Genomic DNA, 16,335 nt, shown 5'->3' with positions numbered 1-16,335 from the left:
AAAATTCCGTGTGGGGGAGGGTCTCCCCAGTTCACTGCACTATCTTTCAATCCATGCCGTTCCCATTACGCCGGAGGATTCTTCACTGCTGTTCCAAGTTCTGCACAGCTTCCTTGGCCTTCGTCTATATGCACGAGACTCGGCACCCTCTTTTTCCCTTTGCAGGGCCTTTTTGACGACGCGGCAGGATTCACTTGATGTTGCGGCCTGGATTGTTGCTCGCCCGCTCTCTGACCGGTACTTTTGTCGATGCGCTTTTACACATAGATTTCGCCATGCGCAAGCATCCTAGCTACAAAGGTGGCTTGGTCCCTCCTTTGGTTGGACTTTCACCAACTAGATAATGCGTGCCTCTGGGCACGCCACATAAAAAAAGGGCTTTACCTGCATCCTCACGGATTCTGCAGAGAAAGCCCTTTGCTGTTTAATCCAGTCAAGACGGGAAGCGTTAGCCCCCGATGGCCATTGCGCTGAAAATAACCGGTCCCACCACAGTTGCGGTGGAATTGGCATCCTGATTCTCAACGATCAGCTGATAGTTTTGCGTACCTGCCGGCACGTTGACATCTACCATGTGCAGAGAGATAATCCCATCGTCATTGAAGAAATCCTCATATTCGGCACGCGCGTAAAAAATCTCCGTGCCTGCACGCCAGATGCGCACGAGGATGTTCGGCGTGTCCAGCAGCACATTCACACCAATCGTTGCCTTGAGTTCAACCTTGTTCGGGAAATGCGCCGGTACCGCCGGATCAATATACACTCCTACTCCAGCGATCTGTACACCGGCAGGGGAAATCGGAACAGGGATGGAAACTCCGTTGGTAATGGGGGTAACGACCTGAGCATTGTAATCCAAGAGGGTTTTTACCACAATCTATCACTCCTTTTCATAGTTATGCTTCAGTATATGGAGGCTATGAAAAAGAGCTTGTGTATATGAAGTGATAGATTTGCCTAATTATAATAGAATCATCTGCGCGCTGCCCCGTATTGGACCGCCGGCCGGCTCCCGCCCCGTCCCAGATACAGCCTGGACAGCTGCGGCGAACGTCCTGCCCATTTAGCCGCCAGCAGCGGCAGCACCACACCTACCAGGGTAAACGGGATCAGCCCGTATTCTGCCCCGAGCAGAAATTTCAGGCTGTAGTTCAGCGGCAGATGCAAATACATGATCGCGATTGTGTTGCGGCCAAGCCTGCCCATGAAGCCAAGCGGCAGCCGTTTGGACAGCTGGAATACAGCAGCGCAGATGGTGAGCGAAATCAGCAGCGGTAACACCAGGTCAAGTACCAGCGCATCATACACCTTATACTTCATATCAAGGCTGTAGCTGATGACTCCGCGGCGTTCCAGCCACAGCACAAATCCGCATAACGGCAGCAGCAGAAGCAGTACGTACAAGCGGCTGATCAGCACAGGAATGGCTTTTTTACCATAATATCCGATTGCATAATAGGTAACAGCAAGCAGAGCAACGTCAATGTTCCATGGAAGGTTAAAGTTCTTAAGCGGCGTCAAAGCGATGATGTGCGACAGTAAATAGGCGGAGGCGATCAGGAGGAATTGGATTCTGCGGCTGTACCTGACTATGTATCCAAAGAGCAGCTGCGTGAACAGGAGACAGGTGATAAACCAGAATACCCCGTAAGGTCCGGTCAAGGTGAGCCCGCCGTAGAGCAGCCTGGCGATATTCCCGAGAAAGCCGGTAAAATTGAGGGAATACAGCAGCATTCCTGCCGCAATCAATAATCCGTAGGCAAAATAAGGCGTCAGCAGCCCCTTCGCCCGCTTCACTGCCCAGCCGGCATACTGCTGCGGCGGGGTCGGCTTAAACACCAGACCGCTCAGCAGAAAGAACAGCGGCATCCGGAACCAGGACAGATAATGATTCGCGGCGGCATCGCCGGAATGTCCCATCACTACAAAAATAATACTGAAGCCCTTGGCGGCATCAATCCATAACTCACGTCGTTTATCCACTTTTTCCTTCCAACTCCTCCCAATCCAGTTTTATTTTTAATATAATTATAGAAGGATTGAATTATTTGATCAAATTTTAATGAATATTTTCATCATGTTTCAGAAAGTTAAATTCATTTAACAACGGTACATACACGAGAAAAATAAGTCATTGAGCCTAGGACCGGGACTTTTACCGTTATTTTCGCGTTCAGGACTGCTTTCAGGCCTATCAACGGGATTCCTCCTGCTGTCCAGTTTCAGCCCCTCATTATGTCCAAAACGATTACAACGCCCATCCGTCTTCCTGTACGGAAGCGAAAAGGCGTTGTAATCATGCTTATTTATTGTCTAAGCGAATCTGACCACTGTGCATCTGCCGGCGGAAACTCATCTCCTGCGCTCAGATAGATCCGGTCTACCCGGAGCTGGGACTCGCAGGCCAGTATGGACAGCACATGCTCGCCGGAGCTGATCTCAAGGTCAGAGATATGGCACCAGTAGTACACTTGGGCGGTATTGTAAGTATGCAGCACCCCGCCGCCAAACTGCTCCTTCAACGGCTGCACTGCACCGTCAAGCGCAAGGTAACAGGAGTCCGACTGGAAGTTATGATGTCTGACCAGCAGCCATGCATGGTAAACGCCCGGGGTATGGACGTTGATCCGGTAATGCATGCCCGGCGCGGCAGCAGGCTCTTCCCACTTCAGGCCTGCGTCAGCAACATGCATCGCGAAGCCTGTTCTGCCATTCGTTTCAGCCTGGAGGTGACTCCAGTTCAGGCTGTTATCGTCTGCTGCAGGCGTCAGGTATGCATGCTCCGAGTTCGCAAGGGCGTATTCAGCTTCGATGGCGATAACACCGTCCTGCTCGGTAAAGCAGCCTGAACCGAAGGCTTCGATGATGTTCTTGTCTTCCGTGCTTTTCCAGAGGGCCTCATAACGCGCATCCCCCAGTCTGGTCTGAGACTCAGGATTGGCTTTCTGGAAGATTAGATCAAACCGCTCCTCGAAAAAGGCTCTGTCCGCGTACAGGACCGCCGGCAGCGTGACCTCCTCCTTTTGCGTACTGTAAAATCCGCTGCACAGCGCCTCTACTTCCTTCCAGTCCACCTGCGGGCTTTCTGCGCCATAGCAGGCAGCTTGCTTATGACCTAGTGTGCTGAAGGCCGGACCCAAATTGGACTCTTGTCTGGCGTTTGTATACAGCACAAGCTTGGAGATCATTACATAATTATCGATCATGTACAGCTTGAGCGTATGTGTGCCAGCCTCCATATACGGCAGCTTCACCAGCAGCTTTTCGCCGTTATCCTTAATGCTCTGCTGCCAGCTGCCCTTCCACTCGTCATTCGTGTCCGACTCAGCCAGCACCGGCTCCCCGTCATCTACGCCTACACCGAAACGGATGCGGCCTGTAGAATTTAGCGTCAGGAAGCGGTGGACTTCCAGAACGTACTCTCCGCCCTGCTCCACGTAAATGTCATACCCAACAGATGCATTGTCCTGCAGTGCCCTTTCCGGCGGCTGTCCTGCAGGATGCCAGGCCATCAGCGCAGCTCCCTCGTACCGGGCCATGCCCGGCACCGGTAACCAGGCAGACTGAATATCCCCGGCGTTGTTCGTTACATTCAGGTTGTAATGGCAGCCGTCAGCCGGGATAGACACATAGCCGTCTGCTTCAATATATCCGGTGAAGCTGTCCGGAACGGCCGGAGCGGTTAGAGCCTCCACCTTAACAAAGATGACAGCGTCGTTTCTGTGATCGCGGATGACGATGAGACCACGTTTGCCGGCATGGGCTGCGGGCTCTTGGACGGTTACCAGAATCCGCTTCTCGGTTTGCAGTGTCCCGGATGTGTCAGAAAGGGTGATCCAGTCTGCCCCCTCCCCAATCTCAAGGGTATACGGAATGCTGCCCGCCCCCTGGTTGCCCAGCTCAATCCACTTCTCATGCCGCCCATAGAAGGAGAAGCGCAGCGTTTCCTCCCCGTTCCAGAGGTCAGCCCGCAGGCCGCTTCCCGAGATCTGCAGCGCCGGCTTCCGCACCGGGTACAGCGCAGTCGGCGGCGGCGGGAAGCTCTCCGGAGTCAGTATACCCTCCCATTTGCCGCCGCTTAGCTTCCGGTCATAGAAATGCAGCATCCGCCGCTTGTTGTCCAGCATCTCCGCCGAGAGCTCCGCGTACCGGTCAGCCGCCTGCATGTTGCCGCGCTCATAAGACAGCACGCTGCGATCGGCGTAATAGAACTCATGGTTGGTGTAATAGGAGGCGTGAATCTTCATCAAGAACAGCTGGAAGAAGGCGGCGCGCTCCTCCTCAGGCAGACAGTATAGAATGGCATTGCCGCGTCTGTACAGATCCTCCAGCAGCATCAGCCTGCGGCCGGCTTCATCCCCGTAAGCCGTCTGCGAGAACACGCCCGGCTGCATATGCTCGATCTTGCGTACATTGGTCGCCTGGGCAAAGGCCGTATACAGCTGTGCTGCCTCAGCTCCGTGTCCGCCAGTGAAATTAGTGTTGATCCAATGCTCCGTGAATGCCTGCGGGTCCTTCGTAATCCCTTCCGCTTTACCGGCTTCCCAGCCGTACCGCACAAAATACTCCAGATCCTGTTCCACCGGCTTCAGACCGCCGACATTCAACACCCACACTTTGCGGATGCCTGACTCCCAGGATTTCTTCAGCTCATTGCCTGTCTGCGCCAGCGGGATGGAATTGATGAAGAGGTAGCTCATCCCCGTACCCGGAGCGGCCCAGTAGGAGCCGTGGAAGTACAGCCCGTTCCCGCCGCTGCGGCTGCGTTCAGCTGCCGAAGGATAGCGGCGCATATGGCCGAAATTATCGTTTGCCCAGATCAGGGTCAGATCCTCCGGAAGCTCCAGCCCCTGGTCGTATAGCGACAATACCTCTTTATAAGGGACGAAGGTCTGCAGCGCTGCCAGCCCTTTTTCCTCACCCAGCACCTCTATAAGCAGCTGCCGCTGATCATGGACCACCTGTCCGAGCAGCTTGACCTTGGCCTCTTTCCTCTGCTCTTTACTCAGAGAATCGTCCTCATCAATAGCCCTGGTGTGGAAGCCAGAATCATGAATGCCCCGCATACCCATTGTGAAGCAGACCTCATAGTTCCGGTTCTGCTCGATGCTTTCCCGCCAGTATTCCAGCAGAATCTCCCGGTTACGCCCTTCAATGGAATAATCGTATTCGGCATCCGTATAGCCCTTGCTTTCAAGCCACGGGGTCCACTCATTCTGGTTGCTGCGCAGCAGCATATCACAGTGCGAGGTGCCGACAACAATACCCATCTGCTCCGCCAGCGCACCGTTCTCGGGGTTGCCGTTGAAATAATTGACATGCATCGCCGGCCAGATATAGTTCGCCTTCAGGCGGAGCAGCAATTCGAAGATACGGCTGTAGGCTACCGGCCCGATCGTATCGTCCGGTGTATGCAGCTTAGCCCAGTCTTCCAGCTCTTCTTCATCGTTCAGGAAAATGCCCCGGTACTGCACAGACGGCCAGTCGGCTTTGCTGAAATCTGCCGGTACACTATACGAATCTTTGATCTTAGCCGGGACATCCCCCCAGTAATGCCAAGGAGATACGCCTATCGCCTCGCACAGGTCATAGATACCGAAGATCGTGCCCCTGCGGTCCGTACCAACAATGTAGAAGACGCCATCCACAGCCTGCTGGAGAAAAGCTTCCCAGCGCCACGCTCCAGCCTCATCTTTTAACAGCTCTAAGGGCAGCTCTGCGTTCTGCCCGGCAGCAGGAAGCCGCCCAGCCTTATCCAGTGTAGCTATAATGATGGCGCATTCATGAATTTCAGCCGAAAGAACCGCCTTGCAGCCGAAGACCCGCTTGATGTCGGTAATCAGATTGGCTGCGGCAATCTGTACGGCACTGTTTTCTTGATCAGACACATAGATATGTACCGGCTTGCTGCTGGTGAACAGCTCCAGACGCTGGTCTGCTGCATGGATTGTATTCAAAGGTATATTAGCCTCCTCATTGCCGGCGGCACCATGGCTGCCTGCTTTCTGTGGCTCAACTATACCTCAACATATAACAACATTCTTTTATTATGTTGCTTTTATCGCCGTTTGTTATACTATATTGCTATAAAAGACGGAGGTTAAATCCATGGGCGCAGATCTGTTTGTTCCGCATCCTTTATTCTATATCGAATATATGAAGCATGACGCCGGCCACCGGATGCAGGGTGTTCATTACCATAACTGCTATGAGCTATATATCCTAGAAGAGGGTCACCATAATATGCTGATCAATGACTCCATGCTTACGCTGGCGGTCCACGATACGGCGCTGTTTAAGCCCAATCTGTTCCACCAGAGCTACCGGAATAACAGCTGCGCCAGAACCTGTATCTACTTTACGGACCGGTTTTTACGGATGTATTTTACGGAGAAGGCCGTCAATTCTTTGCTGGGCTGCTTCGACAGAGGCGTTATTTCTATCGACAGGGAGCTGTTTCCCCGGGTTAAAAAGCTGATGCTGCTGCTGGAGAAAGAGGATGTCGCGGATAGCGGCAACCGGATTTTCATCTATCTCGCCGAAATTCTGGATATTCTGAACCAGAGCAAAAACGCGCCAAAAACAGCCCAGACCACGGCCTCCCCCGATCAGATCGACCTGATTCTCTCTTACATCAATCATAACTATGCTACGATCCGCAAAATCGAAGAGATTGCCGCACAGTTTTACATCTCCAAATACTATCTGTGCCATATCTTCAAGGAAGCGACCGGGCTTACCCTCGTTCACTATATCAACAACATCCGAATCCAGCATGCCTGTAACATGCTCGTTAATACCGGCCGCTCGATTCTCGAAATCGGGCTGGCCTGCGGGTTCAATTCATCCATGTATTTCTGCAAAACCTTCAAGCAGGCGCTGAACGTAACGCCGAGTGAATTCCGGAGGAAGGCGTTGTAGCTGGTGGTATACTTAAAAAGAGAGCAGCCTCTATTCCTCACGGGAAGAAAGGCTGCTCTCTTTGTTATGCCGGCCTGCCGTATGGCCCTCGGCAGGTTAATATAGGTGGCAGGACACCTGATGTCCGGTGTCCAGCATGCGCAGCGCCGGTGCCTCGGACTTGCATCTGTCCATGGCATAGGGACAGCGCGGGTGGAAGGCGCAGCCGCTTGGTGGCGTCTCCGGGTTCGGTACGTCACCGGTCAGGACGATCCGCTGCTTTTTCTGGCCCGGATTCGGCACAGGGACAGCTGACATCAGCGCCTGCGTATACGGATGCAGCGGCTTCGCGAACAGCTCCTTGGTCGGGGCCAGCTCGACAACCCGGCCAAGATACATAACGGCCACGCGGTCGCTGATAAATTTCACGACCGACAGGTCATGGGAAATGAACATATAGGTAAGGCCGTACTGCTCCTGCAGATCCTGCATCAGATTCAGCACCTGGGCCTGGATGGACACATCCAGCGCCGATACCGGCTCGTCGCAGACAATGAATTTCGGATTCAGTGCAAGCGCCCGGGCAATCCCGATCCGCTGCCGCTGGCCGCCGGAGAATTCATGGGGAAAGCGGTGGGCCTGATAGGGGGACAGGCCCACAACCTCCATCAGCTGCTCCACCCGGCTTTTCAGCTCGCCGGAGGAGGCTGCGGAACCATGGGTCCGCAGCGGCTCCTCCAGAATACGCTGGACAGTCCAGCGCGGGTCAAGCGAAGCATAAGGGTCCTGGAATACCATTTGCATATCGGTCCGGAAGCGGCGCAGCTGCTCTGTGCTCAGGCTGCGCACATCCGTACCGTTAAACATAATCTCGCCGTCCGTCGGCTCAATCAGGCGCAGGATCGCCCGGCCGGTCGTGGACTTGCCACAGCCGGACTCGCCGACAACGGCCAGCGTTTCGCCCTGCTCGACGGACAATGTGATCCCGTCAACCGCCTTGACAGCGCCGACCTGCTTCGAGAAGAAGCCTTTGCGGATCGGGTAATGCTTTTTCAGATTGCGAACCTCAAGTAATGTGCTCATAGGACTCCCTCCTCCTGCAAAAGACACCGGCAGGCATGGCCCGGCTGAATCTCTACCAGCTCTGGACGTTCCGTAAGGCAGCGGTCAACCGCCACCGGACAGCGCGGAGCAAACCGGCAGCCTGCCGGAAGATTAGCCGGATTGGGCACCTGGCCGGGAATCGAGGTCAGGCGTTCGCTGTCTCCGGCAAGCTGAGGCAGCGAAGCCAGCAGTCCGCGGGTATACGGATGCAGCGGATTGCTGTAAAGGGTAGCAACATCCGTCTCCTCGACAATCTGGCCGGCATACATAATGACAACCCGGTCGCACATCTCGGCAACGACGCCGAGGTCATGGGTGATCATCAGGATGGACATGCCTTCCTTCTCCTGCAGCTCGCGCATCAGATCGAGAATCTGCGCCTGGATTGTTACGTCAAGGGCCGTTGTCGGCTCATCGGCAATCAGCAGCTGGGGATTGCAGACCATCGCCATCGCGATCATCACCCGCTGGCGCATTCCGCCGGAGAGCTGGTGGGCATACTGCTCGGCAATCTTTTCCGGACGGGGAATGCCAACCTTCCGCAGCATTTCAATCGCCCGCTCGTTCGCTTCCTTTTTGCCCAGCTTCAGATGGTAACGGGCCGATTCGGAAATCTGCCGCCCGATCTTGAACACCGGATTGAGCGAGGTCATCGGCTCCTGAAAAATCATTGCAATCCGGTTGCCGCGGATGCTGCGGACCTCTTTTGCCGGCATCTCCAGCATATCCTTGCCCTCAAAACGGATCTGGCCGGAGGCGATCCGGCTGATCCGCTTGGGCAGGAGCTGCATGATCGACAGGGAGGTAATGCTTTTGCCGCAGCCGGATTCACCGACAATGCCCAGCGTCTCCCCCTTGCGCACTGACAGACTGATGCCGTCCACCGCGCGGATTGTACCCGCAGCTGTTTTGAATTCGGTGCATAGCCCCGATACTTCCAGCAGTTCTGCCATGATTGCCCCTCCTTTATTTCTGTATCTCGCTTATATCGTTTTTATCGTTTATATAAATCCGGCTATTATTTGCTTTCTTCTACGCCCAAATATTTGAGCGCAGTGAGTGCATAGACCTTGGCGCACTGGATAATCTGCCAGACCGGAGCTTTTTCATTGAAGTTGTGAATGGTTGACAGCTCAGCGGGACCGTATTGCAGCACCGGAATGTTATGGGTCCGGAAATGGCGCGCATCGCTTGATGCCCATTGCAGTACGCCGTAAGCTTCCTCTCCGCTGACTTCGCAGATGCTCTCTACCAGATCGCTGACCACCGGCTCTTCAGGAGCCGTCCAGTTCGCATTGCCCTGGAAGCCGAAGCCTTTTACCTCGGATTCAATGCCCGCTTCAAGCAGGAGTGACCGGGCACGATCAAGCACATCGCGGTAATCCACGCCAAACGGCACGCGGGAATCAACCTGGATCGTGCAGCGGTCAGCCACCACGTTCACCTTGGTTCCGCCCTGAATCGTTCCGATGTTCACCGTCACATGATCGAAGACCTGGTAAGCAACCGAACCATACTCTTCACGCTGCTTCACATAATCCTGGGAGATGCGGATGATCTCTTTGACTTCCTCCGGAATATCCGGCTTGATGTCCCACAGGCGCTGCAGCGCCTCGATTCCTTTGGCTGCCTTGACGATTGCGCTGTCCCCGACCACCGGCGACAGGCTGCCGTGGCCCGGCGTGCCCTCTACGGTGAATTCGAACCAGCAGCTGCCCTTCTGCCCGATGGTCGGATTGAGCGGACCGGACGGCTCGGCGATAACCGCCGCCGTTCCGGTAATCAGCCCGCGCTCCAGCACCCACGGCACGCCCAGATGGCCGCCTGTTTCCTCATCCGGTACAATCAGCAGCGACAGGTCTCCTTTTAAAGGAACCCCCAGCTTGGCGAGCAACGCCACTGCGTAGATCAGTCCCGCCAGACCGGCTTTCATATCGGAAGCACCCCTGCCCAGCAGGTAACCGTCCACAATATCGCCACAGAACGGATCGAAATCCCAGCGGGAGAGGTCACCGGCAGGCACAACGTCGGTATGTCCGCAGAAAATCAGATTTTTGCCGGACGGCTCTTCTGCTCCCGAACTCAAAGTAGACACAAGATTCAGCATCGTATCGGTCGCCGGATGGATCGTTGTATCGATACCGGCTTCTTTTAAATAATGGATAATAAAAGCGCTGATGTCGCGCGAATCGCCCGGCGGGTTCTCCGAAGGGAAGCGGATCAGCTGTGAGCACAGCTCCAGGAGCCGGTCCTGCTCATCGTCAATCGCCTGCAGTATCTTGCTTTTCCAGTCTGTCATTGCTTGCAGCGCTCCTTTGCGTCCTCATTGCTGGCACTCGGGGCCAGGGAGAATTATATGAATTTGTGAAAATAGAGCAAGCAGAAACGGCTGTACCGCCCTTTATAGGACGGTACCGTTTCAGCCAGCCTTCTTATTGTTCAAACGACAGCGGGTAGAAGCGGATGACTTCATCCGGATAGAACGCATAGCCGCTGATCTTATTGCTCATGCCGACAATGCGGTTATATTCGTACAGGTACGCCCAAGGCGCTTCCGTGGTGATGATCTCCTGCGCCTGCTCGTAGAGTGCGGTCCGTTTGGCTGCATCTGTCTCTACGTTTGCTTCTTCCCACAGCTTGTCTACCTCAGCATTGCTGTAGTTAATGTAGTTGGAAGAACCTTTGCCGTAGAGCAGGAAGCCGAGGTGGTAGCCGGGATCATTGACAAAAGAGGTCCATTTCGAGATGTAGGAGGTCAGGTTGTTCGTTTTCTGCTGTTCAAGGAACTGGGCACGGGCCAGCTTGTTGATGTTCATCGTTACACCGATTTTGGCCAGCTCCGCCTGAATCAGCACCGCATCATCTTCCCAGTCATCGAAGCCGGAGCCGAGTGTGAAGTCAAAGGTAAATCCGTCTGCATAACCGGCTTCAGCCAGCAGCTCTTTTGCCTTATCAAGGTTATGCTCGTAGACGAAGCCTGCATCGGTGAAGCCCGGCGTATTGCTTGCTACAGCGCTCTTCATCTGTTTGGCCTGTCCGTACATAACACCGCTCAGCAGCTCATCGTAAGGAATAGCGTAGTTAATAGCCTGGCGGACTTTTACATTGTCAAACGGCTTCACGTTGTTGTTCATGGCGAAGAAGAGGATCCGGTTACTCGCGTTGGAAGCGACCGTCAGGTCGGTGTTGCTCTGCAGGGAAGCTACATCCTTGGGAGGAATCTCGATCGCCATGTCCACATCGCCCTTATCAAGCAGCAGCACGCGGTTGGAGGCTTCCTTGGTGAACTTCATAGTAACCTTGCTTAAGCTTGGCGCACCCTGCCAGTAAGACTCGTTGGCGGTAAAGACTGCTTCTGTAGCCGGGTCCCATTTCTCAAGCGTGAACGGGCCGGAGCCTGCTGCATTTGTCTTGAGATAGTCGGCGCCCTGTGCTTCTACTGTCTTCTGGTCCACGATGGAGAAGGTATACATGGCGATAATCTGCAGGAAATTATGATTGGCATTAGTCAATGTAATTTCAACTGTGGAATCATCCACTACCTTTACGGATTTGATCGCAGCCATTCCATAGAGGAAGCTGCCGGAGCTGGAGCTGGCTACACGGTCAAAAGAGTAAGCAACCGCTTCGGCATTCACCGGGTTCCCGCTCTGGAAGGTCACGCCTTGCTTCAGCTTGAAAGTATATACGGTATTGTCATCCGACACTTCCCAGCTCTCAGCCAGCATCGGCTGGATGTCTTCAGTATTGGCGATATTAGCGCCGTCTTCGGTTTTGATGCCGTAGGTAACCAGCTGGTCATATGCGGCAAGTACAAGTGTATCGGAGGTAAGGTCATTGGCTTCCGCCGGGTCAAGCGTGGTTCCGCCCTCGGAATAGGCAACCGTCAGATTGCTTTTGACCGCAGCAGCTGGCGTTCCCGTATTTCCTGTAGCCGCTGTAGAAGCGGGGTTGGTCGGATTGGCGCTGCTTGCGCAGCCGGCGAGCATGATGGAAAATGCGACGAGCGTTGACATCAGTTTGAATCTTTTCATCAGTAGTTCCTCCCTTTTCTATATCCTGCCTGCAAAATAACACTGGTGCTGCTTGTGATCATGTGCCGCTGGCGGCCGGGGAATGCGCCGACCATGGGCTTTTCTGATCTATATCTACCGGGATTCTGCTGAGCCTGGAGAACCGTTCCCCCGCTCTGCTTTATTTGCCCGAACGAAGCCTTGGGTCAAGCACATCTCGGAATCCGTCACCGAGCAGGTTAAAGCCTAAGATTGAAGTGGCAATGGACAGTCCCGGAAAAGTAACCAGCCACCATTGCCCGGAAATGATATATTCCCGGCCTTCAGAGATCATCGCCCCCCATTCGGCAATCGGCGGCTTAACGCCAAGCCCGAGAAAGCTGAGACTGGAGGCGGTCAGGATGGCAAAGCCCATCCCGAGTGTTGCCTGCACCATAAGCGGGGCAAGGGCATTCGGCAGAATATGGCGGTACAGGATCACTGTATTTTTCACGCCGATTGCCCGGCTTGCTTCAATATATTCCTTCTCGCGGAGCGAGACGGTCTGTCCGAACATCAGCCGGGCGAATTCCGGGATGCCGACAATCCCGACGGCGATCATCGCAGAGGTCAGGCCTGCACCGATCGAAGCGGCGATCGCCATCGACAGGACCAGCGACGGGAAGGACAGCAGAATGTCCATCAGACGCATGATAACCGTTCCGGTACGGCCGCCATAGTAAGCGGCAATTCCGCCGAGCGGCACGCCGATCACGAAGGAGATGGCGACCGCAATCAGACCGGTCCAGATACTGATTCTTGCCCCGTAGAGCACCCGGCTGAGAATATCGCGGCCGAAATTGTCGGTTCCGAACCAATGGCTGGCCGAAGGAGCCTGAAGCTTGTTCGCCATATTGGTCGCATAAGGATCATGCGGTGCAATCCATGGGGCAATAATGGCAATGACCGTCCAGATGAAAATAAAGGTCAGCCCGAGGGCGGCCAGCCGGTTTCGCAGCAGCAGGGACCATAGGGTTTTTGGCTTGGCGGCAGCCTCCGGCCTGGCCGGTTTGCCCTGTGCCGGCTGTGATGATTGCGCTGAATGTGCTGCAGTGCTCAACGTAAGTCTCCTCCTTTCTCAGAAGCGGTTCTATTCATAGCGGATACGCGGATCAATAAAGCCGTAGATCAGATCGACAGCCAGGTTAATTCCGCAATAGAGTACGGCGCTGACCAGAGTAAAAGCTTGGATCGGCGCGTAATCCGCAGCCAGGATGGAATCCGTGACATAACCGCCGATTCCCGGCCAGGAGAAGATCGTCTCCGTTATAACCGCTCCGCCCATCAGAAAGCCGAATTGCAGTCCGAGTACAGTTAATGTAGGGATCAGCGCATTAACCAGGGCATGCTTGTACACGACAGCTGATTCCCGCAGGCCTTTGGCCCGTGCCGTGCGGACAAAATCCTGATCAACCACCTCCAGCATACTGGAGCGGGTCATGCGGGCCACGATGGCCATGGTACCTGTGCTCAGGCAGATCGCCGGGAGCAGCAGGTGGGCCAGACTGCTTTTGAGGGCAATGATGTCTCCGGACAGGATACTGTCCAGCACATACAATCCGGTCAGATGCACAGGCGGGTTAAGATCGCCGCTGATGCGGCCCATCGGTGCCGGAGCCCAACCGAGGATGGAATAAAAGATATAAATGAACATCAGGCCCAGCCAGAAGATCGGTACACAGGCCCCGATCAGTGAGAACACCCGGGAGATGTGGTCCAGAATCGATTCTTTTTTTGTAGCAGCTACGATCCCGACAGGGATAGCTACCAGAATCGCGATCAGAATGCTGGCCAGCGTCAGCTCAACCGTAGCCGGGAAGCGTGAGGCCAGATCGCTGGCTACCGAATGCCCGGTATGATACGCATAGCCGATATCCCCTTTGAGCAGCTGCCCGATGTAAGAAAAGAACTGGATGTACAGCGGCTTGTCCAGCCCCATATCCTGGCGGATTTTGTTCACCGTCTCCTCCGGCGCCTGTTCCCCGGCCAGCATGATGGCGGGATCTCCCGGCAGCACTCTTGAGAGAATGAAGGTGATGACGATAATGCCGAGCAGCGCCGGAACCATCTGCACCAGTCTTTTTAATGTGTAAGCAAACAATGAATCAACCCCCTTACGGCTTCTGTAACGATCCTTCCAGTCTTGAACGGAGCCTTCTCTTTACGGCAGAACCTGCGGCCCCATGTCAGGTACTGTGCTGTTTCCTGCTGTTCTTTAGTGGTTGTGCTAATTCTACATAGATTTCAACGCCCGCTCTACGTCCCGTTTAACTAAAAAAAAGCACAACCGTTTGTCGGTTGTGCACTACTGCAACGCGTGAACGTCACTTTATCTGACATTGCTTTCCGTAAAAATTCCATTCCCGCCTATTTTTCCTGCAGGTAGTAGTAGATCAGGCACAAATGGCAGACGAACTGCTCGCGCGGATCATTCAGATCAAACCCCGTAATATCGCGGATCCGCTCCAGCCGGTATTTGACCGAATTGCGGTGTATGTACAGGCTGTTGGCGGTGTCAATCAGACTCCCCCGGCATTCGAGATAATGATAGAACGTCAGCAGCATGTTGCTGTCATGCTCCTTGTCATACTGCAGCAGCTTGCCAAGCTTGCGCTCGAACAGGCGCTCAAAGCCCGGTCCGCCAAGCCCCTCCAGCAGATGATATACCTCCATCTCCTCATAGCGGGTAACACTGCCGGTGCCCTGTCCCAGCCGTCTGGAGACAGACAGCGCCTTACGGGCCTCGTTATAGCTGGTGTGGATGTCCCACAGATATTCCGGTGTTCCGACGCCGGTCCGGTAATTGGCGAGGCCGTTGCTTTTGTCCTGCAGCCAGCCCTCCAGCGTGCTGGACCAGGACTCCTGTATATCTTCAGCCGCGCTGAGCTTACGCCCCTCTGGCGTCGGCAGGAACAGTACAGCCCGGCTGGAACGGTACTCGGCATGGGGGGTGACGCCGCGCTTCTTCGCTTCCCGTTCCAGCAGCCGGTTGACCGTCTCCTCGCTCGGCGCGCTCTCCCCTTCGATGACCGCCACCTCCCATTTATGCTCGGGGTTCATGCCCAGCTGTCTTGCCCGGCGCTCCACCTCATGGCGCGTAGGCAGGGGCGGGGTCAGCAGCTCGTCGATGAAATTGCCGCGCAGCCGGAATTCCGTGTCCTCGGCGACCTTTCTGCGCATCAGCTCCAGCGCGAACACCAGCCTGGCCTGCTCGATTCCTACCTCCTCCATATCGTCCAGCCGCTGCTTATCCACCAGCAGCTTGGCCACGGTGCGCCGGTCTACATGAATGCTCCAGTTCAGCGGCACCGCCTCCTGCTGCCATTCATAATCCGCCGGAGAAGAGACGATAATCTTCCGCTCCGGATCAACCAGCGCCACCGGCGCCTTCAGAAACTCCGCCACGTTATCCGCCACTGCCTGGATACCGCTGTTCTCCAGCACCATCGTTGTCAGTGTACGGTATACCTCCTCCGCACGGCGCAGCAGCATCGCCTGCCGGCCGAGCAGCAGCTCCGTCACGGGCTGGGTGATGTCCGTATAGGGAATTTCCGGCGGGATTTCGACAATCGGTAAACCACAGGCGTTGCTGGCCTCAATCGCGCTTTGCGGTATCTCTTTCAGGAACCGGGCCGGCTTGATCGCCAGTGCCGCCGCGCCCAGATTATCAAGTGTATAGATCAGCTCCGCCAACAGCGAAGGATCATGACGGATCGAGTAGGCGGTGGTCAGCAGCATAACGCCCTCACTGATCCACCCTTTCAGTTCAGGGACCTCCATAATATCTACAAACCGGACAACCCGGTCCAGCCCCTGCTCACCGCTGATCACCTTCGCTTTGCCGAGCACGGACAGCTGCATCAGTTCTCTTAATGTAATTCCGCGTGTCTTCAATGCTTCTGCCTCCCTCTGCTGTCTACAGTATTTCATTATTTTTCCTGAAATATGCCGCGTTAATTGCTCATGATAGTTTATCAGACATAAGCCGTTTACCACAGGAAAATATATCAAATTGAAGACATTTCCAAACGGCAATACGAATGTATTCGCCGGAGCGAGCTTGTCTTACGAGGAGCTTTAGCTCAACTTCCGCCGCCGTGATGAGCTACTTTCGCCGAATCAGAGGCATTTTTGCCTCTGATTATGAATGAAAGGGGCTTCCACCAGAGCAATTTCAGGATGGCCAAACCTGAACACTCACTATACTCTACCAGTCCTCCCGATTCGCCCTTAACGTTCTTAACAGCAAAAAAAAAAGCATCCCCGCAAACGTTCCGGG

The 16,335-nt window shown here is 54.7% G+C and carries 11 protein-coding genes; 1 reads left to right on the top strand and 10 read right to left on the bottom strand.

Translation table 11 applies throughout. From position 1 onward, the window contains the following. Nucleotides 1-448: 448 nt before the first annotated feature. The 3 genes from BLR64_RS26970 to BLR64_RS26960 all read right to left on the bottom strand — a co-directional run bounded on the left by BLR64_RS26970 (nt 449) and on the right by BLR64_RS26960 (nt 5,957). Complete coding sequence (locus BLR64_RS26970; protein ID WP_090719448.1) at nt 449-874, bottom strand: hypothetical protein; 426 nt, start codon at nt 872-874, stop codon at nt 449-451. A 98-nt stretch (nt 875-972) separates the two neighbouring features. Further along, the gene (locus tag BLR64_RS26965) at nt 973-1,983 is read right to left on the bottom strand and encodes an acyltransferase family protein (protein WP_090719447.1); all 1,011 of its coding nucleotides are present in this window, start codon (nt 1,981-1,983) and stop codon (nt 973-975) included. Nucleotides 1,984-2,306: 323 nt separating this feature from the next. Further along, entirely contained in the window at nt 2,307-5,957 is a 3,651-nt protein-coding gene (locus BLR64_RS26960; protein WP_090719446.1) for a glycosyl hydrolase 115 family protein, read from the bottom strand. Between the two features lie 151 nt (nt 5,958-6,108). Between BLR64_RS26960 and BLR64_RS26955 the strand changes: the two genes are divergently transcribed. Further along, a complete protein-coding gene (locus BLR64_RS26955; protein WP_090719444.1) occupies nt 6,109-6,921 on the top strand; it encodes a helix-turn-helix transcriptional regulator in 813 nt (270 codons plus the stop codon). Nucleotides 6,922-7,017: 96 nt separating this feature from the next. On the opposite strand, the gene BLR64_RS26950 is transcribed toward BLR64_RS26955, so the two are convergent. From BLR64_RS26950 to BLR64_RS26920, 7 genes are all read right to left on the bottom strand, one after another. Next, the gene (locus BLR64_RS26950; protein ID WP_090719442.1) at nt 7,018-7,983 is read right to left on the bottom strand and encodes an ABC transporter ATP-binding protein; all 966 of its coding nucleotides are present in this window, start codon (nt 7,981-7,983) and stop codon (nt 7,018-7,020) included. Further along, a complete protein-coding gene (locus tag BLR64_RS26945; RefSeq protein WP_090719440.1) occupies nt 7,980-8,957 on the bottom strand; it encodes an ABC transporter ATP-binding protein in 978 nt (325 codons plus the stop codon). Before BLR64_RS26945 ends, BLR64_RS26950 begins: the two co-directional genes overlap by 4 nt. A 65-nt stretch (nt 8,958-9,022) precedes the next feature. Then, a complete protein-coding gene (locus BLR64_RS26940; RefSeq protein ID WP_090719438.1) occupies nt 9,023-10,303 on the bottom strand; it encodes a M20 family metallopeptidase in 1,281 nt (426 codons plus the stop codon). Nucleotides 10,304-10,436: 133 nt separating this feature from the next. Continuing rightward, nucleotides 10,437-12,038, bottom strand: coding sequence for an ABC transporter substrate-binding protein (locus BLR64_RS26935; RefSeq protein ID WP_208607245.1), 1,602 nt, complete (start codon nt 12,036-12,038; stop codon nt 10,437-10,439). A 160-nt stretch (nt 12,039-12,198) separates the two neighbouring features. Then, nucleotides 12,199-13,116 (bottom strand): ABC transporter permease, encoded by a 918-nt coding sequence (locus tag BLR64_RS26930; protein WP_090719434.1) that lies wholly within the window; start codon nt 13,114-13,116, stop codon nt 12,199-12,201. A 30-nt stretch (nt 13,117-13,146) separates the two neighbouring features. Further along, entirely contained in the window at nt 13,147-14,157 is a 1,011-nt protein-coding gene (locus BLR64_RS26925; protein WP_208607244.1) for an ABC transporter permease, read from the bottom strand. A gap of 266 nt (nt 14,158-14,423) precedes the next feature. Further along, a complete protein-coding gene (locus BLR64_RS26920; protein ID WP_090719432.1) occupies nt 14,424-15,950 on the bottom strand; it encodes a PucR family transcriptional regulator in 1,527 nt (508 codons plus the stop codon). Between the last annotated feature and the right edge of the window lie 385 nt (nt 15,951-16,335).

The organism is Paenibacillus typhae, assembly GCF_900099765.1.
GTDB classification, from domain to species: Bacteria; Bacillota; Bacilli; order Paenibacillales; family Paenibacillaceae; genus Paenibacillus_AQ; species Paenibacillus_AQ typhae.
Note: the sequence above shows the minus strand (reverse complement) of the source record. Positions and strands in the feature narration are given on the sequence as shown.

Bases quoted from the DNA above. Each gene is read 5' to 3' on its own strand.
- BLR64_RS26955 (WP_090719444.1), top strand. From the start codon at position 6,109: ATGGGCGCAGATCTGTTTGTTCCGCATCCTTTATTCTATATCGAATAT.
- BLR64_RS26950 (WP_090719442.1), bottom strand. From the start codon at position 7,983: ATGAGCACATTACTTGAGGTTCGCAATCTGAAAAAGCATTACCCGATC.
- BLR64_RS26945 (WP_090719440.1), bottom strand. From the start codon at position 8,957: ATGGCAGAACTGCTGGAAGTATCGGGGCTATGCACCGAATTCAAAACA.
- BLR64_RS26940 (WP_090719438.1), bottom strand. From the start codon at position 10,303: ATGACAGACTGGAAAAGCAAGATACTGCAGGCGATTGACGATGAGCAG.
- BLR64_RS26935 (WP_208607245.1), bottom strand. From the start codon at position 12,038: ATGAAAAGATTCAAACTGATGTCAACGCTCGTCGCATTTTCCATCATG.